Consider the following 24,579-nt stretch of genomic DNA (forward strand, 5'->3'; position numbering starts at 1 on the left):
TTGAAAGATAGCTCTAAAAATCCTGATTGTCTCATACTATTTCTCACAAACGCTACACACTAGCGTGCTATAATTTTCAAAACTAAAAAAATGGACAAATTATGATAGAAAAACTCATCGCTTTTAGTATAAAAAACAAGTTTATTGTTCTTTTGGCGGCTTTTGCTCTTGTCGGCGCTTCTATTTGGAGTATGAAAAACACGCCTTTGGATGCTTTGCCTGACTTGTCTCCTCCTCAGGTCATTGTACAAATCAATTGGGCAGGACAGTCTCCTGAAATTGTCGAAGATCAGGGAACCTATCCGCTTGTTGCACAGTTTTTGGCTATTGCCAATATTGATACGGTACGTGGATACTCTACCTATGAGAACGGTCTTATCTACATCATTTTCAAAGAGGGAACAGATCTCTACTGGGCACGAAGCCGTGTTCTTGAACAGCTTGCTTCCATTCAGTCGCAATTGCCGGCAAACATGAATGTATCCCTTGGTCCCGATGCCAGCGGTGTGGGCTGGGTGTATGAATATGCCCTCAAATCAAAAACAAAGAATCTTGCCGAGTTGCGTACCCTCCAGGACTATTACTATAAATATGCGCTTATGGGTGTTGACGGTGTCAGTGAAGTAGCAAGTATCGGCGGATTTATTCCTACCTTTCAGGTGACAGTAAACAATGACAATCTGGTTCGCTACAATCTCAGCATACAGGACATCAAAAGAGTATTGGCCAAGAACAACAATGATACAGGCGGGCGTATCGTCATTAAAAACGGATATGAGTGGATGGTACAGGCCAAAGGCTATATTAAAAACCTTGATGATATCAGAGGACTTGTTGTCACAACAAAAGCCGGTACACCTGTAAAACTCGGTGATATTGCACGGGTAGAACTTACCCCTGCACCGCGTCGCGGTTTGGCAGACTTAAACGGCGAAGGCGAAGTTGTCGGCGGTATCGTTATGGCACGTTACGGCGAAGATGTTTATACAATGATTAAGCGTGTTCAGGAAAAAATGAAAGAGCTTAAAGTTGAGGGTGTGGATGTTGTCACCGTCTATGACCGTTCAGGTCTCATTGACAAAGCGGTAGACACTTTAAAAGATACGCTTATTGAGGAGAGCGTTATTGTTGTCATCATCATTGGACTTTTCTTGATGCATTTTCGCTCTTCGCTTATTGTCATTATTGTTCTGCCTTTAACAGTCGGTTTTACCTTTTTGCTGATGAAAATCTTTGGTATCGGCTCAAACATTATGAGTCTTGGAGGTATTGCCATTGCCATAGGTGCCATGGTTGATGCCTCCATCGTCATGATAGAAAATGCCCACAAAATGCTGCACAAATTTGAACACAAAGAAGGAAGAATCCCGACAGAAAAAGAGCGCATTGCCATCATACTCAAGTCCTCACAGCTTGTCGGGCGTCCGATATTTTTCGCACTTGCACTTATTGTCGTATCATTCCTGCCTATTTTTGCACTGACAGGTCAAGAGGGACTGTTGTTTACCCCGCTTGCCTTTACCAAAACATTTGCAATGGCTGCAGGCGCACTGCTGAGCATCACTCTGGTCCCTGCACTGATGATATTTTTTGTCAAAGGCAGAATCCTGCCAGAGAGCAAAAATCCACTGAACAGATTTTTCATCTGGCTCTATCGTCCAATTATTGTCTACGGCCTCAAAGCAAAATATCTTGTCATTGTTCTTGTTCTACTCTCTCTTGGTTACATGTATCCGCTTTACAAGAGTCTGAAATGGGAATTTATGCCTATGCTCAATGAGCAGACATTCATGTATATGCCTGTTACCCCTTATGGTATCAGTATAGACCAGACAAAACAGCTTTTGCAAAAAACAGACAAGATTATCAAAAGTTTTCCCGAAGTAGAAAATGTTTTTGGCAAAGCCGGGCGTGCAGGTACGGCAACGGATCCTGCTCCTCTTGGTATGCTTGAGACTATCATCACGCTCAAACCAAAGTCCGAGTGGCCCAAAGGCATGACCTATGACAAACTGCGTGAAGACATGGAAGCCGCTTTGCAGGTTCCGGGACTGACAAATTCCTGGACCTACCCGATTCGCGGTCGTATCGATATGCTTTTAAGCGGTATCCGAACCCCTATCGGTATCAAACTCTACGGAATGGATGCGGCAGGTTTGCAAAAATTCGGCAAACAGATAGAAGACAAACTGCGGGAGTATGACAAAACCCTCTCCGTATTTGCAGATCAGGCAAGTGCCGGATACTACATTGACATTATCCCTGATGAGGAGAAACTTGCCCGATACAACATGACAAAAGATACGCTCTTGGAGTACACAGCTTTTGCCATCGGGGGCATGAAAGTTTCAACAATGTACAAAGGTCTTGAACGTTATCCTATCGCACTGCGTCTGGAAGACAATGAGAGAAGAAGCCTTGAGTCCATCAGAAACATACAGGTCAAAACCAAACTTGGCTTTGTTCCGCTTGGTTCACTTGCAAAAGTGGCTTACAGACAGAGCGCTTCTGTCATAAAAAGCGAAATGGCAGCACCTGTGACCTTCATTTATATCACACCAAAAGAGGGTATCAGTGCGACAGAGTATAAAATAGGCGCACAAAAGTTCATCAATCAAATCAAATTTGATCCGGGATACTATATAGAATGGGCGGGACAGTCTGAATATCTTGATTCGGCTATGAAGCGTATCATCTGGATTGTGCCTGCTGTTCTTGTTGTCATCTTTTTACTCATCTATATGGCACTCAAAAAACCGGGACCGACAATTATTGTCTTTTTCACTCTGCCTTTTGCACTCTTAGGCGGACTTATCTATATAGACATCCTCAACTTTGCCATGAGTATAGCCGTTATCGTCGGATTTTTGGCACTCCTTGGAGTAGCCGCGGAAACAGCCATCGTCATGATAATTTATCTGCAGGAAGCGGTGGATGAATATAAAGAAAAATATGGAAAAAACTTTGGAATCAAAGAACTCAATGCCGCAATTTATGAAGGAGCTGTACAAAGAGTCCGTCCAAAACTTATGACGGTGTTTGCTATTTTGGCAGGTCTGACACCTATTATGTATACCCACGGAGTAGGAAGCGAAGTCATGCAGCGTATTGCCGCACCTATGCTTGGCGGAGTTGTCAGTTCAGCTGTTTTGAGCCTTGTCATCATTCCGATCCTGTTTGAAATCTATGCAAAACGACAACTTTCCCAAAAAGAGGATATTTAATCCTCTTTTTTATTGCATCGTACTTTTTATATTTTGGACAAATTCTGTAATGTCATCATGCAGATCCTGTAAATCTGCTTCATGCTCTACCTCATCGGCCAGTATCTGAGAAACCATATCGTAAGTGATGATATCCTTGTCTTTGACAATATTGGCAAGTTCCGAATAGGTACTGATTGCACACTGTTCTCCTTTTATAGAGTCTTCAAGGATGGCAACCACATCAAAGTTTTTTGGCTCTTCATAGCCGCAGTTTGTATGCGTAAACCACTCTTGCGGATTCAGAAGCGGTGTACCGCCAAGCTGTATGATTCTGTCGGCAACCATATTGGCATGTCTGAGTTCATCATTTGCATGCTGTGTCAGCTCCGCAAATGCCGCATCTTTCATAATGCCTTTAATCACTTTTGCTTCTATAAAATACTGATAATAGGCCAGCCACTCATCAGCATAGGCTCTGTTAAGCAACTTCACCACTGTTTCAGGTTCTATGCCTTTAATAATCGAATTTCCTCGTGTCATAATATTCTTCTCCTCTGATTTGAATTACCTCAAGTATAAGGCAACTCTTCTTAAAAGAAAATTATTATTATTTAAAAAGAAGTGTGAATTGTGTTCCTTTTCCAAGTTGGGATGTAACATTGACTGTGATACCATATGCATTACATATCTGTTTCACAATGCTCAGACCCACACCGAATCCGCCTGCTATATCTGATTCACGTTTATACATTTCAAAAATTGCATCAAGTTTTTTTTGCTCTATACCGACACCCTCATCTGCTATAACAAAGGCATTTTTATCAAGTTTTATGCTTATTTTTGTTTGGGGAAGAGAGTATTTGATGGCATTTGAGAGCAGGTTGGAAAACAACAGTTCTGCCCGTGAGGGAATTATATGAAAATAACATTCTTCAAGCTGACTCTCTATTTTTATATTTTTTGCATTTGTAAGTTCACTGTAGTAACCGATAGTCTGCTCCAAAATATTTTTAAGATTCACATCCTCTGCTTCTTGCTGTTTTTGATTAAAATTTAAAAATGTCAGTGACTTATAGATACTCTCAAGCTGTTTTGTGCTTATAGAGATATTCGTCAGTATTTTTTTATCATAAACTTTTTTCTTGATTGCCCGGCTCGCACTCATTTTCAAAGCGGTTATAGGAGTATTTAACTCATGCGAGACATCCTGAATGAAGCTCTCTATCTGCTCCATTCTCTGATGCACAGGTTTCATAAACAGTTTGGCAAGTATGACAGAGATGAGGACAATAAAGAAAAAACCCACACTCATAGCCAAAAGGACATTTTTTTGCAGCTCCTGCAGCTGTTTGAAATACTCTTTTGTTCTGACAAGGACATATTCAATATTCAGATGTTCCTGCGGTGCATCCGAAACCAGAACCTTATAACCGTTTTTTTCATAATATCCTGTTTTAAAACCCGCAGCTTCATTTGCACCAATCAAACTGTATTCATACCCTTTTTCATTTGGGAGCTGTAATGTTGTCCCTTTCATCTGTGCATTAATTATGAGTCCTGAAAGTTTGTCGGCGATATGGTTGAGCTTATAATAGGTTGCACTCTCCAAAGAATTTTTCTGTGCACTGTAGTACCAGTATCCTGAGAGCAAAACAAACAAAAAGGAAGAAACAAGATAGAGCGTTACAAAAGAGTAAAAAGACTTTTTTTCCAACTCATTCAAATTTGTAGCCCTCTCCCCGGATATTGACAATATGTTCTTTGCCTATGTATTTTCGCAGATTTTTTACAATGGTACGAATAGCATCATCACTCGGCATATCTTCGTACTCCCAAAAATTTTGCAACAGTTCGTCAGAACTTACCACACGATGACGGTTTTTATAAAAATAATGCAAACAGTCACTCTCTTTATGTGTCAGTTTGATCATTTTTTCTGGCGTTTTGAGTATATGTGTTTTTGTGTCAAATATGATATGTTCATCCAGTTTCACCAGACTTTCCAGTCCAAAATGCCTCTTAATGTTTTCTATACGCTGTGCCAGCTCTTCCAAATCAAAAGGTTTTCTTATAAAATCATTTGCACCCGACTCAAAAGCAGATTTGAGATACTTTGTATCATGAAAAGCGGTAATGAAAATAGCCGGTGTTTCATCATGGAAGTCTCTCAGTTCCCGCAGTAGTGAAATACCGTCGCCATCCGGAACATTAATGTCAAAAATATACAAATCAAATTTTTCATTTTCCGAGAGTTCAAGTGCCTGTTTCATACTGTAAGTCTGCACAACCTCATATTCGTCTTCCAAAAAGTCAACCAAAATGTTTGCCAGTGCCGTGTCATCTTCAAGGAGTAATATTTTCATTTTTCGTTTATAAGTATATCTTCAGTCGTTTTTTTAATTATGGGTAATCTTGTTTTTATTACATCTTCCACTATATACAGGTCCACACCTTCATAATCATGCGCTATAAAATTTCTTAGTTCGTAACTTCCTTTTATATCCTCTTTTGCAAACTTTGAAAGTATCTCAAGTTCACCGTTATGAAGTAATTTATCAAACTGTTCTGAAATGGATGTAAGATGCATAAGTATAGCTGCTCTTGCATTTTGTTCGTCTTCTAACGCTTTCTCAATAGAGCCGTTTTGTTTCACTATCTCCTCTATAAAGAGAATCTTTTTTTTTATAACTTTTATTCTCTCTACAGATTTTTGACTAAACATATATAAGCTCCTTTTTGATACTCTCTTTAAATGGACTGTTGCTGTCTAAGTCAAAAATATCTATATTTCTATGAAACTGCTTTCGTATTTTTGATTTTATCGTTGCTACTGTATCAAAGTAATCATAAGATGTGTTTGTCAGTAAGAAATTTTTATCTTTGGATATGGCAATGTCAATATCACTGTAAACTGTTTGTGTCTCTTTTGCAAAACTCCCAAAAAGAGCGACTGAGCTGATGCCATTTTTATAAAGTTCAGGTTTTATCTGTTTGAGATACTCTATGATATTGTTTTTTGTCGCTTTCATAAGACAGATTATAGCATATCTGTGCCACTAACATCCTAACTCTGTGTTATAAGCTCTTTTATCGCCATGCTTACATCTCCAAGACAACATCCGCCGCTTGGGTTCAGCACTTCACAGGCACAGCCGGGATTTTTCATTTTTGCTTTGATGTCTTCAAGTGCTGTTGTTTGTCCTGTTGCCTCTAATTCCGCTTTTATTTTCTCTTTGCTCCAGCCAAAACAGTAGCATACAGTAGCCGGAGTTGCTCCTTCTTTGAGTCCGACGACAACGCTCATATCATCCTGTGTCAGTATCTCATCGCCCCGAAAATAGACTGCTTCGCATGCAGCTGTTTTACAGTAGTAAAAACCGTCAAAACAGGAAAGTTTTGATTTTGCCTCCTCTGTTAAAAGATGCTGCAGTGTTTTGCCCAGCACCCCTTTGGCTTTTTCTCCACATATCGGACAGGCAACTTTGCCTTTTGGCTGAGGCGTACAGCAGTTATCACCTTCATTTTTTGTTCTAAACAGATCTGTCATGACTTATCCTTTTTAAAAAGTCAATTATATATTTTTCCTGTGTAATCTTTGTGTCATACATTTTTGTCCCTGTGCTACACAAACACACCACAAAAAAGTTATATACTTCTCCTAACAAAACAAAAAGGAGTTTCTTATGAAAACTTTGGCAAAAATCTTTTTCGCACTGCTTTTAGGCACAACACTTGTTCAGGCAGCCGCATTCTCCAAGGATGCAAAATTCAGAACAACAGCAGTACATATCACCGCAGACAAACCGCTTACTACCGGTTCCAACACACTTATTGTCACTATCAAGAAAAACGGCAAACCTGTCACTGATGCAAAAGTAGCACTCAAAGCCTTTATGCCAGCCATGCCGGGGATGCCTGCTATGAGCTCAAAAGCAAATGCCCAAAATCTTGGTAACGGAAAATACAAAGCAACACTCAATCTTGCAATGAGCGGAACATGGCAACTGCATATATTTATCACACCTAAAACAGGAAAAAGGTCTCGTGTTAAAACAACATTAAACTTTTAAAAGGCAAAAAAGATGAGAAAAAAGATTATTTTACTTTTTCTGCTGTTAGTAACAATTCCGTTGTTTGCCAATGCAGAAAGTCTCCAAACACACACGCTTCTGGGATTGTTACTCGGAGCTTTTGGAGCCGGATTACTGCTTACTTTTACTCCCTGTGTACTGCCTATGATTCCGATTCTCTCAAGTATCATAGCCGGACAGGGTGAAAAGCTTACCAAGAAAAACGGTTTACTCCTCTCTGTTGCTTATGTTCTTGGCACAGCACTGACCTATACTCTTATGGGTGCTCTTGCCGGGGCTACAGGTGAACAGCTGCAATCCTACTTTCAAAATATCTGGGCGATTGGTATTATGAGCTTTGTCTTTTTTCTGCTGGCACTTTCTATGTTTGGTTTTTTCAACCTGCAAATGCCCTCTTTTATTCAGTCAAAACTTGACAGTCAAACCCGAAATATTAAAGGCGGTACCTTTTTTGCCGTTTTTTTGCTCGGTTTACTCTCGGCCCTTATTTTAGGAGCCTGTGTCTCGCCTGTCATTATCTCATTTCTAAGTGTTGCCATTGCACAGGCAAATCCTGTTTTGGGAGCAGAGATGATGTTTGCACTCTCTCTTGGTATGGGTGTTCCGCTCTTACTCGTTGGTCTGGGTGCCGGATATCTGATTCCAAAAGCAGGCGCATGGATGGATTATGTAAAGTACTTTTTCGGTATTCTCCTTTTAGGTGTTGCTGTAAGTATATTTTCCGAGCTTGAACTCTTTTCTTCTTTGTATCTGTGGGGTGTTTATTTTATAATAATCGGCGCATTTATATATCCCTTGGCAACAACAGATGAGTCCTTGACGCTATGGCAGAGGTTTTTAAGAACTCTGGCAATACTGTGTCTTGTTTGGGGAACTATCAGCTTGACAGGAGCTGCTATGGGGCATGACAACATATATATGCCACTCAAAAGCAACGCTGTACAACAATCAACATCAAGTTTGCAGACGGTTACAAAAACACCTTCTCTTTTTACAGAAGTACCAAACCTCAAAACAATGGATGAAAAATTAGCGCTGGCAAAACAAACCGACAAGCCTGTATTTGTCTATTTTCATTCAAAATATTGCAAGGTTTGCAAAAAACTCGATGAAACAACATTCAAAGATCCAAAAATTATTGAAATTCTTAATAATAAATATATTGCCTTAGTGGTTGATTTGTCTGATAAAAGCAATAAAGACACACTGGCTATTAAAGAAAAATACGGTGTTTTCGGCTATCCCGCATTCTTGCTCATAGAGAGTGACGGAACACCCCAAACGGATTCAATACATTACGGCTATGAAGGTGCAAAAGAATTATTTGATGTACTTGATTTAAATGCAGAATAACAAATTATAAAAGGCATTCCTATGAAACACAATAAACACTCTTTATCAAGAAGAACTTTTGTCAAAGGCGTTGTCGCTTCAGGTGCAATGCTTTACGGAATAAACCTCAACGCTTCAACTGACACAGTTAAAAAGCGTAAAAAGACCGAAGAACTCTCAGGAAAGGTTTTTAATCTGACTATAGACAAAACTCTTGTCAATGTAACAGGAAAACCCTCATATGCTACGGCAGTCAATGCTATGCTGCAGGGTCCTACACTCAGATGGCGCGAAGGCGACACAATTACCTTACATGTAACCAACAATCTCAACGAATCCGCCTCTATTCACTGGCACGGTATCATTTTACCCTACCAAATGGACGGCGTTCCGGGAATCAGCTATGACGGTATCGCGCCGGGAGAGACATTTACCTATACATTTACCGTCCGTCAAAGCGGAACATTCTGGTATCATTCCCATTCTGCTTTCCAGGAACAGACAGGTGTTTACGGAGCCATTGTCATAGAACCAAAAGAGAAGGATCCCTATGAATATGACAAAGACTATGTTGTCCTTTTATCCGATTATTCAGATGAAAAACCCGCAGCTATTTACCGAAAACTGAAGCTTTTTCCTGATTATTATAATTTTAACAGAAGAACTGTCGGCGATTTCTTTTGGGAAGTCAAAGACAAAGGATTTGTTGAAGCCTTTAAAGCACGTCAAATGTGGAATAAAATGCGTATGTCAGACAGAGATCTCTCTGATGTAACAGCCTACACCTATACTTTTTTGATGAACGGGCAAAATCCGGCAACACGTTTTAGGGCACTTTTTCAAAACGGAGAAAAAGTACGGCTTCGATTTATAAATGCAGCTGCAATGACATTTTTTGATGTTCGCATTCCGGGGCTTACCATGAAAGTTGTTGCAGCAGATGGCAATAATATACAGCCTGTGGATGTGGATGAGTTTCGCATAGGTGTTGCAGAGACATATGATGTCATAGTTGAACCCGAAAATGACAAAGCCTATGCTATTTTTGCACAAAGTATAGCAAGAAAAGGCTATGCACTCGGAAACCTCTCAACTGATGCAAATATATTGGCAGAAGTGCCGCAAATGGATCCGCCGCAAGCACTTACAATGCTTGATATGGGCATGAGTAAAGATATGGCACAGATGAAAAGTATGGATATGGCAAAGAAACAATCAATGCCATCTCTACAAAAGCCCATTCCCCTTACAAAACTGCCAATACGATGGGATGTCGGTACAACCATGCGGGCAATGAATCCGCAGTACAGACTCGATGACCCGGGTGTCGGACTAAGAAACAACGGAAGAAAAGTATTGACTTATGCAGATTTACGCTCTTTGCGCTCTACAAAAGAAGACAGATATCCAGACAGAGAGATCGTTTTGCATCTAACAGGAAATATGGAGCGTTACATGTGGTCTATCAACGGTATTCCTTATCATGAAGCGGCCCCTTTGGAGTTTCATTACGGCGAACGTCTGCGTATCACTTATATAAATGACACTATGATGAACCATCCAATGCATTTGCATGGCTTGTGGAGTGATCTTGAAACCGGTGATGAAAATCATTTGGTACGCAAACACACTATTATCTCACAGCCCGGTTCCAAAATAAGCTTTCGTGTCACCGTGGATGCAAAAGGTGCATGGGCGTACCACTGCCACTTACTCTATCACATGACAGATATGTTTAGAAAAGTCGTGGTTGCTTAAAGGATTTATGATGAAAAATATACTCACAAAATTAACACTTTTAACGACTCTGGCAACGCTCTCTTTTGCCGGTGGAGGTGGTGATACCCTGCGTGCAACTTTTACCGCTGACAACCTGGAGTACCAGACAAACAGCGAAAAAAATCTTTACTGGGACACCTATGGATACATTGGCTATGATCTCAACAAACTCTACTTCTACAGTGAGGGAGAAAAGCCCAACAGTGGCGATGCAAGCAGTGAAAATCAACTCCTTTACTCCCGTGCGGTTGCCCCTTTTTGGGATGTGCAGGCCGGTATCAGTTACGATATAGCCGGATCAAACAACAAAACATGGGGCGTTCTTGCTCTCTCCGGCCTGGCTCCTTACTTTTTTGAAACACGGGCAGCTTTACTTTTTAGTGACGATGGCAATATTGGTCTGAGAATTGACATGGAATATGAGGCACTTATCACCCAAAGACTCATCCTCACACCAAAATTTACACTCGATGCCTATGCAAAAGATGCCCCGACTATGGGTTACGGTTCAGGCATCTCAAATCTTACTCTCGGCGCAAGACTTCGATATGAATTCAGAAGACAGTTTGCCCCCTATGTCGGCATTGAATGGGCAAAAAACTTTGGGACAACAAATACCTACTCTCCGCTTAATGAAGCTTATGCGACTTTTGGTCTTCGATTTTGGTTTTAATTCGCTACTAAACCTGTAAGCTTTTTTTGGCTTACAGTATTTCCTCACAAACTCATCACACTTTTTTGATACCGTATCAATATCTTAAGTGTTGTTTTGCATTTCAAAACTAATTTTAAAACTTAAGAATAAGGGGTATATTATGTTAAAAATGTTTTTTTTACTCGGTATCAGTCTCGTCACTTTTGTAACAAATGCTTACGCTATTCCGGCATTTGCAAGACAGATGGGAATCTCGTGTAATGCCTGCCATTCACAAAACGGATTTCCTGCGCTCAATCGTTTCGGACGAAGCTTTAAGGCAAGCGGCTACACAATGGTCGGTGCACAAAAGTCGATTTATGATGACCAAAACGGGAAATTTCTTTCACTGACAGACACACTCAACCTCTCTTTGAATGTTAAAATCGGGTATGTTCAAGGAGAAGATCCTGCCGAAGCAGCCCAAATTCAGTTTCCACAGGCTCTTGGCTTTATGATAGCGGGGCGTGTTGCCAACAATATTGGTGTATTTACCGAAATCGGTTACGAATCAGAAGACGGAAATGATCCTGTATTTCAACTCGCTACTTTGGTAGTGCCTGTTGTCTATGAACTTCCAAACTATACACTCGGAACTGTATTTTACCGAACAAGTGAATTTGGAGCAGCCGCTTCTTATGACACACTGGCAACCGGTTCCAAAGCAAACGGGCAGACACTTGAAGCTGTTTCTGTCACATCTGCGCAGTCTTACATTGTCAATAATGCAGGAGAAGAAGCTGCCGCAGAAGGTATCGGCTTTTATATTGCAAGTGATTTATGGTACGGTGTTTACTCTGCCTATGTACCAACTGTCGGTACCGTCTCAGGTGTTACACCCGCACATTACGCTTCCCTTGCTTTTACACCACAGGTCGGCAACTGGGATCTTGGCATGAGCACTCAAATCTGGTGGGGAACAGCCTCAAGAGATGATGCAAATACATCTTTACCAAAAATAGAAGATAAAACAGACAAATTCGCACTGAACTTTCAGGCTATGGGATCCGTTGACACACTTCCTGTGAGTGTTTTTCTCACCTATGCCCAGGCAAAACAAGGCAGTCTCTTTGCACAGACTCCAAACAAGGTAAAAGCAGCTACCATTATGGGTGAAATAGCGCCTGTTGCACATATTCTTATGTTCTCAGCAGGCTACAGGGCGGCAGACAACGGTGCATATACAAACTCTGCAGACAATGCACAACTTCTGGCTGTCAAATATTTTTACAAAGAAAATGTGCAATGTCAGTTTGATTATGTCTTTAATCAAAATTCTCAAAAACGCAATGAAATATACTTTACATTACGTGCGGTTTTCTAACACTTCCTTTTTTTCTGTCATGCTATAGACTTTTCTCCTCCATAGCATGACATCTTTTACGAAACTCACAAATTCACCACAAACTCTTACTATACTTTTCTAAAATAAATTCTAAAAGGATGGAAGATGATTTACAAAACACAAACGAGCACTCCTCTTGAAACAGTCAAAGCAGAGATTCAGGACAAGGCAAAAGCATTAGGTTTTGGTGTATTGGGGTCTTATGATTTTCAAAAGATATTGAAAAGCAAGGGATTTGAACTTAAAACACCAATCACAGTGTATGAACTTTGCAATCCTCCTGCTGCAAACATGGCACTCAATGCCATTGCCGACATTTCCGTGTATCTTCCTTGCCGAATATCCATTTACGAACAAAACGGTAAAACGGTTCTGGCGACAATCGGCATAGAAGAGATGCTCAATGCAGTCGATGTAGACGAAGATTTTAAACAGCATATGAGCGAAATTTTCAATAACTTGCGTACTCTTATGAGTGCTTTTTAAAGGAAACAGTATGTTTGATCATGCAATGACAGGATGGGGGTTTACAATGGGTTTAGGATGGATTATACCGTTGCTTTTAATTTTTGCGCTTTTTTATTTTATCAACAACAATAACAACACTGACAGAGAATCGGCACGAGATATTTTAGACAGAAAGTATGCAAACGGCGAAATAGACGAAGAAGAGTACAAACGAAAAAAAGAACTGCTGAAACACTGATTTGGAGGTGTATTATGAGTGAAAAGAAAACAGAAGAAAACACAGAAGAAGAAAATATATACTGTATTGATGATTCCTGTGAAATAGGCAATGTATTTTATACCTGTCCTATGCATCCGGAGATTCACCAGGACCATCCCGGGAACTGTCCAAAATGCGGCATGACCCTTGAAAAAGAGGTTGAGGCACTGCCGACGATTAAGACACAGTACACCTGTCCCATGCATCCCGAAATCATCCGTGATGAACCGGGAAACTGCCCTATATGCGGTATGCATCTTGAACCTGTCACCGTACAGGCCGAAGAGAAAAACGAAGAACTTGACGATATGAGCCGCCGCTTTTTGATAAGCACCGTTTTGTCAATTCCTTTGTTTGCCCTGGCAATGGTTCATGACATTACTCCGCAGTATATTCCCTCCTGGCTGAGTGCGCAATTAGTACAGTGGATTGAATTTGTTCTTGCAACGCCTGTTGTACTTTGGGGTGGCTGGCCTTTTTATGTCAAAGGCTACCAGTCGGTAAAAACATGGAACCTCAATATGTTTACACTCATTTCCATGGGTGTGGGAGCCGCCTATCTTTACAGTGTCGTGGCTCTTTTCTTTCCTGAAATTTTTCCGCCTTTAATGCACACAAAAGAAGGTGTTGTCCCTGTTTACTTTGAAGCAGCAGCCGTCATTACCACCCTTGTTCTTTTAGGACAGGTACTGGAACTGCGGGCAAGAAGCAAAACAAACACAGCCATCAAAACACTTCTGAATCTTGCGCCAAAAAAAGCGCATAGAATTATAGATGAAGAAGGAAATGAAGAGGAAGTAAATCTCGAACTTGTACATGTAGGTGACAAACTCCGAGTCAAACCTGGAGAAAAAATTCCTGTTGACGGCATTGTTATCGAAGGACAAAGCAATATTGACGAGTCTATGATTACAGGAGAACCTGTTCTTGTGCAAAAAACAGTAGGCGATACACTCATAGGGGCTACCATCAATAAAAACGGCACCTTGGTTATGCAGGCGACAAAAGTAGGCTCGGATACGATGCTTGCACAGATTGTCCAGATGGTAGCACAGGCCCAGCGCTCCCGTGCACCGATCCAACAGCTTGCCGACACGGTGTCAAGTTATTTTGTACCTGCAGTTGTCATTTCAGCGGTACTTGCTTTTATAGGCTGGTATATCTGGGGACCGTCTCCGCAATTGGCGTATGCCGTTGTCGCTGCCGTTTCTGTTTTAATTATTGCCTGCCCGTGTGCCCTCGGCCTTGCTACACCGATCTCAATTATGGTGGCAACCGGTCGTGCGGCACTCTCGGGTATACTGATTAAAGATGCAAAAACACTTGAAACGATGGAAAAAATAGACACTCTCGTAGTAGACAAAACAGGAACACTGACGCTTGGAAAACCAAAAGTGACCGATTTTCTCACTGCACCCGGCTATGATACGCAAGAGCTTATAAAATATGCTGCTTCACTTGAGCGTGCCAGTGAGCATCCTCTTGCACAGTCTGTTATAGACTATGCAAAAGAGTCAAATATTTCACTTATCAATGTAGACAATTTTGAAGCGGTGCCGGGCAAAGGAGTCATTGCCAAAATTGACGGTAAAAAAATAATTCTTGGCAGTGAAAAACTTCTGCAGGAACAGGGTATCTCCATAGAGGAGGTCCAGACAAAAGCAGATGCCATGCGCAATGATGCAAAAGGTATTATTTTTATGGCAATAGATGATAAATATTGTGCAATTATTGCGATAGAAGACCCTATAAAAGAGACTTCTGTTGAAGCTGTACACACCTTGGAAAAAGAGGGCATAACAGTTGTCATGCTCAGTGGAGACAATGAATTTACGGCCAATGCTGTTGCCAAAAAACTTGGCATTTCAAAAGTGTATGCCAATGTCCTGCCAGACGGCAAGGCAGATGTTGTAAAAGAGCTCCAAAGTAATGGAGCACGTGTTGCAATGGCCGGTGACGGTATTAATGATGCTCCGGCACTGGCACAGGCAGATGTCGGAATTGCCATGGGAACAGGTACAGATGTCGCTATTGAGAGTGCGGGAGTGACACTTATAAAAGGCGATCTGCTGGGTATTGTAAAAGTACTGCGGCTCTCTCGCGCCACAATGCAAAACATCAGACAAAATCTCTTTTTTGCTTTTGTGTACAACAGCGCCGGAGTCCCGATTGCGGCAGGGGTACTCTATCCGTTCTTTGGGATTGTGCTCTCCCCTATTATTGCCGCAGCAGCTATGAGTTTCAGCTCCGTTTCTGTTATTGCAAACGCACTGCGTTTAAAGAATGTAAAACTGTAGTCAGGAGGTATAATGAAAATTGTTTTACTGACGCTCAGCACTTTTGTACTCTTCATAAGTGCCTGCAGCGATGAGAAAAAAGTTGCCAAATCTTCGGCGCCGGGGATGAAATGCGGCTCCGGAAAATGCGGGGCAAATATGTTTGACGGCAGTGCAGCACTTGTCAAAAAAAAGAAAAATATTTTAGCACAGATGAGACAGGATGATCCGCGTCAAAACTGTGTAAAAAATGCAAAAAGTACAAAAAAAATGTATGATTGTGTAAGAGATCCCAAAACACACATTATGACACTCAAATGCGGGGAAGGCAAATGCGGTGCAGCCATGCCGGCACCCACAATGAAATGCGGTGCAGGGAAATGCGGCGGTTCCATGAAATAGTTCTTAGTCGAGAACTATTTTCTCTTTAAAAGAAACGATATGCGCATCCAGATGCAGTTTTTTATTTAGCATTTTCTTAAAAGCTTTTTGACTCTTGAGTTCTCCATGTACCAAGAAGACTTTTTTCAAATCTTGCATACTCGAGATCCACTCTAAGATTCCGTCTCTGTCCGCATGGGCGGAAAATCCGTTAATTGTATGAATAGATGCCTTGACAACAATATCTTCTCCCAAAACATTGATCCATTTTGCTCCCTCGACGATTTCACGTCCCAAGGTTCCCTCAGCCTGAAATCCTACAAAAATCACGGCATTGCGTTTATCCCAGATTCTGTGTTTAAAATGGTGTGTAATGCGTCCGCCGTTGCACATTCCTGCTCCGGCAATGATGATAGCACGGCTTCTTATATCATTTATGCTTTTTGAGGCTTCAGGTGTTTCTGTATAGACAAGCGAATCAAAATTAAAAACGGTTCCGTCTTCTTGCACATTTGCCTGACATTTGTTTGTCAATTCATTCACATATTTTCGATATACGGCTGTTGCCCGCGTTGCCATGGGAGAATCCAAAAACACTTTACATTTTGGCAACTCTCCGCTCTCATGCATCTCTCTTAAAATACACAGCAACTCCTGCGTACGTTCCACCGCAAATGACGGTATCAGCACATTTCCACGGTTATTGAGCGTTTTTACAATAACCTTTTTAAACTCTTTGATTGTTGCATCAATTGGCTGATGGTCTCTGTCTCCATAGGTTGTTTCAACATACAGACTTTGTGTTTTGTCACATTTGTTTAAATTTGGCATGACAAGGCCGTTATCATTTCCGATGTCACCTGAAAATACAATAGTATGCGAATCACTCTTGTCCATATAAGAGAGTTCGATAAAAGCGGAACCTAAGATATGCCCTGCATTACGGTAGACAAAACTCACACCTTCGCATAAATCATAATATTTGTCATATTCAGGATTGACCCACTCTATACTTTGAAATGTTTTTTCCACATCCAAAGGCTGGTAGAGTGGTTTTGAAAGTTTTTTTTCTCTTCCTTTGCGCAGTGCTTTTCTGTACTTTGTTTGAAAATCTTCACTCATTATTTTCGCACTGTCCATCAAAATAATCTCTGCCAAATCCATTGTGGCGGCAGTTGCATAGATTTTTCCCTTAAAACCCTCTTTGACCAGTTTGGGAATCCGTCCGATATGATCAAGATGGGCATGTGTCACCAAAAGATAATCTATACTCGAGGGTTCAAAGTAAAAGGCCTCTTCGTTTTTCTCTTCATCTTCGCCCTGAAACATCCCGCAGTCTATCATGATTTTCACGCCATCAATTTTGAGGACATGACACGAACCTGTCACCTCTTTTGTTGCACCGTACGATCTCACTGTTGCCATCACAAATCCTTTACATGTAATCTACATGTAACGATTATACGCCAATATTTCTTAAAAATCTGCCAAACTACTTTCTTGGTATAAATTCAAGGACACTTGCATTGATACAAAACCGTTTGCGTCCATCGGGCAAAGGAAAAACATGCCCCAAGTGTATACCGCTTTTTTTTGCAATAATTTCAATGCGTTTCATACCAAAACTGTTATCTTCTTTTTGTATTGTCGCACCGTCAACCGCCTTGTAAAAACTGAGCCATCCGGTTCCTGAATTAAACCTGTCACGTGTGTCAAACAGCACTTCACCGCTGAGTTTGTCTACAAATACACCCTCAGGCGTATGTTTAAATATATCATACTGTTTGCAAAAGCGGTTATCCGTGCCTTGATTAAACGCCACCTTGTAACTCTCGGAATTTTTACCCAGTTTAAAATCACCCAGGGCTTTATAAAATTCTTTTTCATTCATAAAACCGACATGACCGGCTATTTCTTTTCCATCTTCTATAAAAAGCGCAGTAGGCGTTGCATAAAGTTTTGTTTGTATTGCAAAGCCCTTCAAATCACTTGCCAGAACTGTCCGCATCGGCACTTTCCCTTTATAGTTTTTTGCCACCTCTGCATCAAATTTTTCACAATAAGGACAAAAATTAGGACTTTTAATGACCAAAATCTCTTTGCCTCCCAAAGGTGTTACAAAATCATGTTTTGCTTGTTCTTTTTGAAACTTGACACCGGTAGCATGGTTGGGACAATACCCATGAGGATGTTTTTGCAGATAATCCTGATGGTAGGTCTCTGCCGTATAAAAATGTTTGAGCGGTTTTATCTGTGTTGTTATTTTGCCGTATCCCTTTTTCGTAAGGAGTTTTTGATAGGCTTGTTCTGTTAGATGCGCAATTTTTTCCTGTCTTGGCGTTGTATAAAAGATAGCGCTTCTGTAATTGTTGCCAATATCATTGCCCTGTCCGTTTGCCTGTGTCGGGTCATGCAGTTCCCAAAAAGATTTTATCAGTGTTTTTGCATCTGTTTTAGAATTGTCATAAACGACTTTGACCGATTCGGTATAGTTGATGATCTTTTTGCCGTCTTTTGTGTAACGGTTTTTCAGTACCTTCTCATAGGTCGGATTGGAATAATTCCCGCCTGCATAACCGGACTCGGCACTGATAACCCCCTGCATATGTTCAAAATGTTTTTCAACACCCCAAAAACATCCTGCCGCAAATACTATTGAGACTATCATGACTTTTCCTTCTTTAATTGTTCTTTGATAACATCCGCCACACGAAATGCGTTTGCATAAATCGTCCAGGTATAGGGAACGCTCCCGCCTGTCGGCATAAAAGAGGCATCTGAGACATAGAGATTTGCCAAATCATGGGCTTTGCAGTTTTTATCCAGTACCGATGTTTTGACATCTTCGCCAAACCTGCATCCGCCCGCGACAAGGTTAGGCGGCGGTGCAGAAGAGATGGAATAGTCGATCTCCTCACACCCAAGCTTTTGCAACACTTTCACTGCTTTTTGTGCCAAATATTCTCCTACTTCCAGGTCATGCGGATGTCCGTAGAGATTTATAACCCCGACAGGTACACCGTATTTGTCCCTGACTGTGTCATCCACACTCACAAAGCATTTGTCCGTAGGCAGCCAGTCGTTAAAGACTTCAAAGGTCAGTACTCTTGAGCGTGTTATGCGTTTTTTAATTTTCTTGGCAAGCGCATCACCCCACAAGAGATTTCCGTTTTCATCATAAACTTCACGCATCACACGGGAAATAATATTTTGATGCTCAAACAAAAAGTCAATCGTTCCGCCTTTTTGCATCTTTGCATTCATTTCAAAATCATACCAGTCTTGTAAAGAACGGTTGAAAAAAACACCGACTTCCATCAGCTCTTTTTGCTGCTGCGGTGTCAGTTTTTCAAAGACAAAGCGTCCGCTTCCGCTGCCGCCTGCAGAAAAAATAAGATTTTTCCCGACTTCGCCGCTGGAGTTTGCCAAACCATTTGGAAAATGCTCGTTTTTAGAATTAAGCAAGAGTCGTGAGGTCTCAATCGCCTGTGCCGCTACAACAAAAATTTTTGCCTGCACAGAGTGTCTGATACCGCGTTTTGTGTAGTAGTACGCCCGTGTCACTTTTTTATCATTGCTTTGAAGTTTGTACACAAAAGCATCTGTAATGATTTTTGCCTTGCATTTTTGCAACAAAGCGGCACGACCGCTTCCCTTTGCTCCGCTTGCACAGCCGTAACTGCCGCAAAAATTGGAATAGTAACAGGCGTTGCGTCCAAGTGCATTTTGAGACAAAATAGCACGCGGTGTGGGTATCGGGGTATAATGAAGCTCTTTACATGCAAGATCAAACCATTTTGTTACACCGTTTGTCTGCAACTCAGAGTAAGGCAGATCTGTACTTGAGCGCGGTTCAAGATATTTGTGTTTGACAATTTTCCCGCTCACACCCACAACTTTTTCAACCTTGTCATAATACGGTTCCAAATCCTCATAGCTGATCGCCCAGTCAACAATATTTGCCCCTTTGATCTCGCCGTATACGCTCTTGAGTTTAAAATCATTTGGCTTGAGTCTGTGAAAATATCCGCTCATCAGGTTTGAGGAACCGCCCACCATAGAGCCGTTCCAAAAACTCCAGCCCGATGCTTCCCCGTCATAACGGGTAAAACTACCGTCTGCGTTATACTCATTTATAATATGTTTTTGTTCACTCAGCGGCGGAGTAAACATATCACGTCGTGTGACGGCTATTTCATCTTTGTTAAAATCACGCTCTGTATAGTTTTCGCCTTTTTCCAAAACGACAACACTGAACCCGGCATTGGCAAGCTCATACGCTACGGGAGAACCACCTGCTCCGCTGCCGATTATACATACATCAACCATTATATCTCTGCCATTACATGTAAACCTTTTGCGGTCTGGGTTGTCCGCCTTTGAAATTGAGCCATTGCCAACCGGCTTCTTTGTTGTTTCCGCCATATACAGGGTCACCGAGCATTGCTTCAAACATATAGTTCATCACATCATAAACAAAACTCTCTCCCCACTCTGTTTGTGTTATATTCTCAAGAATACTTTGCCTTTGCATTGGCGAAAGCTTTGTATACTCTTGTCTATAGCTTTGAATGGCTTCTTCATTCAGCCATTTCACACCGTTTTTTAAGAAAGTTTTATCCGCATCGCTTATGCGGCTGTGATGAAATATTTTTTGCATGTACGGAGCAGTTTGTATCCCTAAATGCTGTGCCTGAGGGAACAGGTCTTTGTGTAAAAGGGTGAAGGTTTGCAAGGGTGTTGTCACGCCAAAAAGGGTGCATCCGTCCATTAAAAAAACGGCACCAGAAAGAAAACTTGCCTGTAAAAATTTTCTACGAGAAAAGGTCATCAAAAAAAGAACCTTTCTTTTTTGGTTTATAAGAGGATGTCCGTTCATCCACAAAATCAGGATCCCCTTTTTCAAGCATCTCTTTTGAAGGTTTTTGTATATGTTTTTTAGGCTTTTTCTCTTTCACAAAAGTTTGTGTAACTGTACCTGCGGTACTGTGAGGAATACACATCACAGCCTCCTTCTTTTTAATTATTACAACTATTATACTCAAAAAGTGTGTAATAATTGTGTAACACCTTTTTAGTTTATCAGCATTTCTTCAAAATAACGTTCAACATCCATGTATGTTTTTCCACTGTTGTCTCTGAAAATAAGATTCTCTTTTTCAAGTTGTTTTATATGGTGTAAGCCCATCACAGCGAGCAGGTTTCGTATTCCAAAAAGCAGCTGTTCATGATATGATGCAATGTTTCTTGCTTTTTTCTCTATCAAGAAAGAGGCTCTTTTTTTCTTGTCCTGTGTTGCCAGACCGACAGGACAGGCACGACCGTGTGCCCCTGAACACTCCCGTGCTCGGATACATCCGGCACTCATCATAAAAGCTCTTGCTATGGCTACATAGTCCGCGCCCAAACCGAACAGGACAACAGCATCATCAGGTGTCAGTACTTTTTCGCTTGCAATGAGTTTGACTTTTTGTCGTGCGCCTACTCTTCTTAATTCGCTATCTGCTATATAAAGCGCTTTTGCAATATTCATGCCGACACTCATCATCATCTCCAGTGGTGCAGCACCGCTTCCTCCGTCTCCGCCGTCTATGGTAATAAAATCAGGATAGGCATTTGAACCGGCAGCAAGGCGCTGTTGGATAAGATTTGCATACTCTGTAAAATTCTCCTGGGATGAAATCACAAGCTTGATGCCTACCGGTTTTTCAGACAAGGCTTTGAGCCTGCCCGTAAAATCAAAAAGCTCTTCTATGCTGTGTGCAAAAGGAAACTGATTTGGACTGAAAAGATTTTTGTGTGCTTCTACCCCGCGATAATAGGCGATCTCTTCGCTTACCTTGGATGCAAGCAGTTTCCCTCCGGTCTGCTTTGCTCCCTGTGCCATTTTAATCTCTGTCATTTTACAAAAACGCATTGTCTTTTGGTAGCGTTCCTCGCAGAAATTTCCTTCTTTGTCCCGCACACCGTAGAGTCCGCTTCCCATCTGAAAAATAATATCAGGCATATCATCAGGCACCTGTGAAGGAAAAGTGCTCATAGGCGCATCCCAGTTAACCCGGTAAAAAACCAATTCCGTTTTATCAAAAAGATAACTGTCAGGAGCAGGAGTTGTCACAACCATATGTTTGTATACCTTTTGTGCAGTGGCCGGGTTGATGAAAAATTTTACAACTCTATACACATTTTTTGCAAAGAAAGTTCCCTCTTGGATTTGAAAAAACTGACACTCTCTTGTATATTTATGGGTATAAAAAAAGTTTGATGTGAGACTGCCTTCTCCTGTATTGATAGGAAATTTTCCAAGATAAGCCCCTTTTGTAAAAGCACGTGTTCCCTCAGGAGAGATAGCCCCGTCACTCATGGCACTCCGCCCGAGAACAGATCCTGTTGTAAAAGGCTTGGGAGAATCTTCTCCAAAAGTTGCAGAAAAATCATCGCTCACATCTTCTGTATTAAGCACACAGTTGGCATTTTTAATGCCCAGTCTTGCAGTTTTTTGCGGTTGTCCGGGAGAAAAAGAGGCATAAGCGGATTTTCGTTCAGCCGAGTCATATACCCATTTGACCTTGTCAAACGATTCATAAAATTTTTCATCACCAAAATATTGACGCATCGGATCACGCAGTGCATAAAACAGATACCGCAAACGACCGATTAACGGATAGTTAATCAGCAGCTGGTTTTCCCGTTGAATATACCTGTCATAAATAAATAAAACTATAGAAGTTACAATAAAAAGAATAGTTATTGCCTTAAATAGAAACATCAATATTGGGAATTGGATTTCTCCTATTTCATGAGTAAATCTGAATAATGCTTCCATTGTTTAATTTTTTTCTCCAAAAACAAGTCTGTCCAATGAAAATTTTCCTGCACCAAAAGATAAGAAAATAAATAAAAATGCCATATAATAGAGTGGAATTTCAAAACCGTTATCACCTGCTGCAAAGCCGTTATGCAGATGGACAGTGACTATGGCCACAATCATTATGATAATCAAAGGAATAGAAATGAGTCTCGTAAAAAATCCTAATGTCAACAACACAACCCCTGTTATTTCTGTACTGGCGGCCATGTAGGCATTCAGTGTCGGAAACGGAATACCCATTGAGCCAAACCACTCTGCAACAGACTTCATATCATTCCATTTCATCATTGCCGGTTCATAAAAACCGTATGCTACCAAGAGTCTTGCAAAAAGCAGACTTAACGGCTGCAGATATTCTCCTAAACGTGAAAACTCAAGATATACCTTTTTCAAATTCATAACAAACTCCTTAAGTTGTATGAAAAATTTTACTGCTTTTGTGTGTAATAAGTGTGTATAATCAGGAAAATTTAATGTTTTTTGGAAGAGAGCGTGTTTTTATGCAAGAGCGTATACGATAATATTCATATAACAGAGGAGGCCTCTGTTATAAAATGCCCGCTAGTTAGCGCCGCACTTTCCTTTGCCGCACTTCATACCGCCTTTTTTCTTTTCCTGCATCTCTTTCTTTTCTTTCATCTCTTTCATGGCAGCACCGCATTTCATGCCCGCTTTTTTCATACCGGCACCGCATTTGGAATCACCCTCTTTTTTCATTGGCTTGTCCATTGAAGATCCGCATTTTCCTGCACCGCATTTCATATCGCCTGCACTCAGTGAAACTGCACCGAGTCCTGTAAAAAGAGCCGCGCCCAAAAGTAAAGCTGTAAGATTTAACCTGTTCATATTGTTATCCTTTGATATTTTAAGTTAGAACAATTGTAGCATAAAATATATTACAATTATTACATTAAAAAATTATACATTTTAAATGTGTAGTATCTGTGTAGTGATTATTTAGTGTATAATTTTATAAAAAAAGGCATTCGCTGTGATTTCAGAAAAACAGACACTCAAAGAAGCATTCAAAATATTTTACAAAGAGCATCCAGGCAAGAGTTTTGAAGATTTGCTGGAAAAATTTGCAATCTTCGGCGGTGTAGGATGGGGCGAGATAGATACATCAAAGCCTTCCTATGAGCTTATAGAGAAACTCATACTCAAAGACTATCACTACATTCGCAATGATGTCAGTGAGATTACGGGCGGGGCACCGCTGTATCATGCACTTTTGAGTGCCATTGCCATGGGTGACGGCAAAACACATGCAAGCTACAAGCGGGCAAAACTTGAAAAAGAAGTCGGAGACAAAGCAGTAGAGGAGCTTGCAGCAAGAGGGATTATACGTGTCCAAAAGCCCAAAAAAGAGTTTACCTCCTGGGAAAATGATGAAAAACTTGACAACAAACTCTACTTTACAACACCATTTTTACGTTTTTGGTTTGCATTCGTCTCTCCGCTTTTTAAAGGGATTCGTGACGGCGACTACAGCGAAGTTAAAAAACGCTGGCAAAACAGAGAAGCGGAGTTTGCCAATCTGATTTTTACCCAGCTCTCCCATGAGCTTCTCAAAGATATTTTTGCAAAAGAGGACCCTGTTGAAGAGATTTCAGGCTACTGGGATAAAGAAGCAGAGTTTGACATCTTTGCCAAAACAGAATCAGGCAAGACAGTTGTCGGCAGTACAAAATATACAAATACAAAAATCAAAAAGAGTGAACTTACTCGCCTGCAGGAGCTTGCAAAAAAAGCAGGCATTCATGCAGATATATTTGTCATTGTCTCAAAAAAGGGTTTTTCCAGTGAACTTAAAGCTTTGAAAGGACAAAATCTGCGCCTGTTAACACTGAAAAACTTTGCCAAACTGGTAGAATAGT

General features: G+C 40.9%; 25 protein-coding genes. 11 read left to right on the forward strand and 14 right to left on the reverse strand.

From position 1 onward, the window contains the following. Window positions 1-101: 101 nt before the first annotated feature. A complete protein-coding gene (locus MLC35_RS10970) occupies window positions 102-3,224 on the forward strand; it encodes an efflux RND transporter permease subunit (RefSeq protein ID WP_434580569.1) in 3,123 nt (1,040 codons plus the stop codon). A gap of 9 nt (window positions 3,225-3,233) precedes the next feature. On the opposite strand, the gene MLC35_RS10975 is transcribed toward MLC35_RS10970, so the two are convergent. The 6 genes from MLC35_RS10975 to MLC35_RS11000 form a co-directional block, all read right to left on the reverse strand. Then, window positions 3,234-3,746, reverse strand: coding sequence for a ferritin-like domain-containing protein (locus MLC35_RS10975; protein ID WP_230973283.1), 513 nt, complete (start codon window positions 3,744-3,746; stop codon window positions 3,234-3,236). Window positions 3,747-3,813: 67 nt separating this feature from the next. Next, window positions 3,814-4,929, reverse strand: coding sequence for a sensor histidine kinase (locus tag MLC35_RS10980; RefSeq protein ID WP_434637009.1), 1,116 nt, complete (start codon window positions 4,927-4,929; stop codon window positions 3,814-3,816). Further along, window positions 4,922-5,569, reverse strand: coding sequence for a response regulator transcription factor (locus MLC35_RS10985; protein WP_434637011.1), 648 nt, complete (start codon window positions 5,567-5,569; stop codon window positions 4,922-4,924). The genes MLC35_RS10980 and MLC35_RS10985 overlap by 8 nt, the downstream gene beginning before the upstream one ends. Continuing rightward, window positions 5,566-5,928, reverse strand: coding sequence for a HepT-like ribonuclease domain-containing protein (locus tag MLC35_RS10990; RefSeq protein ID WP_151899348.1), 363 nt, complete (start codon window positions 5,926-5,928; stop codon window positions 5,566-5,568). Before MLC35_RS10990 ends, MLC35_RS10985 begins: the two co-directional genes overlap by 4 nt. Further along, window positions 5,921-6,235 carry a nucleotidyltransferase family protein gene (locus tag MLC35_RS10995; protein ID WP_434637014.1) on the reverse strand — a complete coding sequence of 105 codons (315 nt, stop codon included), beginning with the start codon at window positions 6,233-6,235 and terminating at the stop codon, window positions 5,921-5,923. Before MLC35_RS10995 ends, MLC35_RS10990 begins: the two co-directional genes overlap by 8 nt. 35 nt (window positions 6,236-6,270) lie before the next feature. Further along, entirely contained in the window at window positions 6,271-6,753 is a 483-nt protein-coding gene (locus MLC35_RS11000; RefSeq protein ID WP_151899346.1) for a putative iron-sulfur cluster-binding metallochaperone, read from the reverse strand. A gap of 136 nt (window positions 6,754-6,889) precedes the next feature. Here MLC35_RS11000 and MLC35_RS11005 point away from each other — a divergent pair, with 136 nt between their 5' ends. From MLC35_RS11005 to MLC35_RS11045, 9 genes are all read left to right on the forward strand, one after another. Then, window positions 6,890-7,276 carry a FixH family protein gene (locus tag MLC35_RS11005; protein WP_151899345.1) on the forward strand — a complete coding sequence of 129 codons (387 nt, stop codon included), beginning with the start codon at window positions 6,890-6,892 and terminating at the stop codon, window positions 7,274-7,276. A 12-nt stretch (window positions 7,277-7,288) separates the two neighbouring features. Beyond that, window positions 7,289-8,650, forward strand: a complete 1,362-nt coding sequence (locus tag MLC35_RS11010; protein WP_151899344.1) for a protein-disulfide reductase DsbD family protein — start codon at window positions 7,289-7,291, stop codon at window positions 8,648-8,650. A 21-nt stretch (window positions 8,651-8,671) separates the two neighbouring features. Then, complete coding sequence (locus tag MLC35_RS11015; RefSeq protein ID WP_434637016.1) at window positions 8,672-10,387, forward strand: copper resistance system multicopper oxidase; 1,716 nt, start codon at window positions 8,672-8,674, stop codon at window positions 10,385-10,387. Window positions 10,388-10,397: 10 nt separating this feature from the next. Then, window positions 10,398-11,081 (forward strand): copper resistance protein B, encoded by a 684-nt coding sequence (locus MLC35_RS11020; protein WP_188110010.1) that lies wholly within the window; start codon window positions 10,398-10,400, stop codon window positions 11,079-11,081. Window positions 11,082-11,223: 142 nt separating this feature from the next. Continuing rightward, window positions 11,224-12,426 carry a hypothetical protein gene (locus MLC35_RS11025; RefSeq protein WP_151899340.1) on the forward strand — a complete coding sequence of 401 codons (1,203 nt, stop codon included), beginning with the start codon at window positions 11,224-11,226 and terminating at the stop codon, window positions 12,424-12,426. Between the two features lie 126 nt (window positions 12,427-12,552). Further along, on the forward strand, window positions 12,553-12,933 hold the full coding sequence (locus MLC35_RS11030) for a DUF302 domain-containing protein (RefSeq protein ID WP_434580572.1): 381 nt from the start codon (window positions 12,553-12,555) through the stop codon (window positions 12,931-12,933). Between the two features lie 10 nt (window positions 12,934-12,943). Beyond that, complete coding sequence (locus tag MLC35_RS11035) at window positions 12,944-13,153, forward strand: SHOCT domain-containing protein (RefSeq protein WP_151899338.1); 210 nt, start codon at window positions 12,944-12,946, stop codon at window positions 13,151-13,153. Between the two features lie 14 nt (window positions 13,154-13,167). Continuing rightward, window positions 13,168-15,471 (forward strand): copper-transporting P-type ATPase, encoded by a 2,304-nt coding sequence (locus MLC35_RS11040; protein WP_434637018.1) that lies wholly within the window; start codon window positions 13,168-13,170, stop codon window positions 15,469-15,471. A 12-nt stretch (window positions 15,472-15,483) separates the two neighbouring features. Further along, complete coding sequence (locus tag MLC35_RS11045) at window positions 15,484-15,852, forward strand: HvfA family oxazolone/thioamide-modified RiPP metallophore (protein WP_151899337.1); 369 nt, start codon at window positions 15,484-15,486, stop codon at window positions 15,850-15,852. Window positions 15,853-15,855: 3 nt separating this feature from the next. Here MLC35_RS11045 and MLC35_RS11050 read toward each other — a convergent pair whose 3' ends face one another. From MLC35_RS11050 to MLC35_RS11085, 8 genes are all read right to left on the reverse strand, one after another. Beyond that, window positions 15,856-17,256 carry an MBL fold metallo-hydrolase gene (locus tag MLC35_RS11050; RefSeq protein WP_346389795.1) on the reverse strand — a complete coding sequence of 467 codons (1,401 nt, stop codon included), beginning with the start codon at window positions 17,254-17,256 and terminating at the stop codon, window positions 15,856-15,858. A 67-nt stretch (window positions 17,257-17,323) separates the two neighbouring features. Beyond that, window positions 17,324-18,499: a peptide-methionine (S)-S-oxide reductase MsrA gene (gene msrA / locus MLC35_RS11055; protein ID WP_434637020.1), complete on the reverse strand. Its 1,176-nt coding sequence runs from the start codon at window positions 18,497-18,499 to the stop codon at window positions 17,324-17,326. Next, on the reverse strand, window positions 18,496-20,160 hold the full coding sequence (locus tag MLC35_RS11060; protein ID WP_434638315.1) for a GMC family oxidoreductase: 1,665 nt from the start codon (window positions 20,158-20,160) through the stop codon (window positions 18,496-18,498). Before MLC35_RS11060 ends, msrA begins: the two co-directional genes overlap by 4 nt. Before the next feature lie 13 nt (window positions 20,161-20,173). Next, window positions 20,174-20,662: a gluconate 2-dehydrogenase subunit 3 family protein gene (locus MLC35_RS11065; protein ID WP_434638317.1), complete on the reverse strand. Its 489-nt coding sequence runs from the start codon at window positions 20,660-20,662 to the stop codon at window positions 20,174-20,176. Beyond that, a complete protein-coding gene (locus MLC35_RS11070; protein WP_151901463.1) occupies window positions 20,646-20,834 on the reverse strand; it encodes a hypothetical protein in 189 nt (62 codons plus the stop codon). Before MLC35_RS11070 ends, MLC35_RS11065 begins: the two co-directional genes overlap by 17 nt. Before the next feature lie 71 nt (window positions 20,835-20,905). Next, a complete protein-coding gene (locus MLC35_RS11075) occupies window positions 20,906-22,600 on the reverse strand; it encodes a glutamate synthase-related protein (RefSeq protein ID WP_434638319.1) in 1,695 nt (564 codons plus the stop codon). 60 nt (window positions 22,601-22,660) lie between these two features. Continuing rightward, the gene (locus MLC35_RS11080) at window positions 22,661-23,101 is read right to left on the reverse strand and encodes an HvfX family Cu-binding RiPP maturation protein (protein ID WP_434580584.1); all 441 of its coding nucleotides are present in this window, start codon (window positions 23,099-23,101) and stop codon (window positions 22,661-22,663) included. A 162-nt stretch (window positions 23,102-23,263) separates the two neighbouring features. Next, window positions 23,264-23,548: a hypothetical protein gene (locus MLC35_RS11085; RefSeq protein ID WP_151899331.1), complete on the reverse strand. Its 285-nt coding sequence runs from the start codon at window positions 23,546-23,548 to the stop codon at window positions 23,264-23,266. 145 nt (window positions 23,549-23,693) lie between these two features. Here MLC35_RS11085 and MLC35_RS11090 point away from each other — a divergent pair, with 145 nt between their 5' ends. Next, window positions 23,694-24,578, forward strand: a complete 885-nt coding sequence (locus tag MLC35_RS11090; protein ID WP_434637022.1) for a DUF234 domain-containing protein — start codon at window positions 23,694-23,696, stop codon at window positions 24,576-24,578. The last annotated feature ends 1 nt before the right edge of the window (window position 24,579 follow it).

It is taken from the genome of Sulfurimonas sp. NW7 (assembly GCF_051132265.1).
Classification (GTDB): Bacteria; Campylobacterota; Campylobacteria; order Campylobacterales; family Sulfurimonadaceae; genus Sulfurimonas; species Sulfurimonas hydrogeniphila.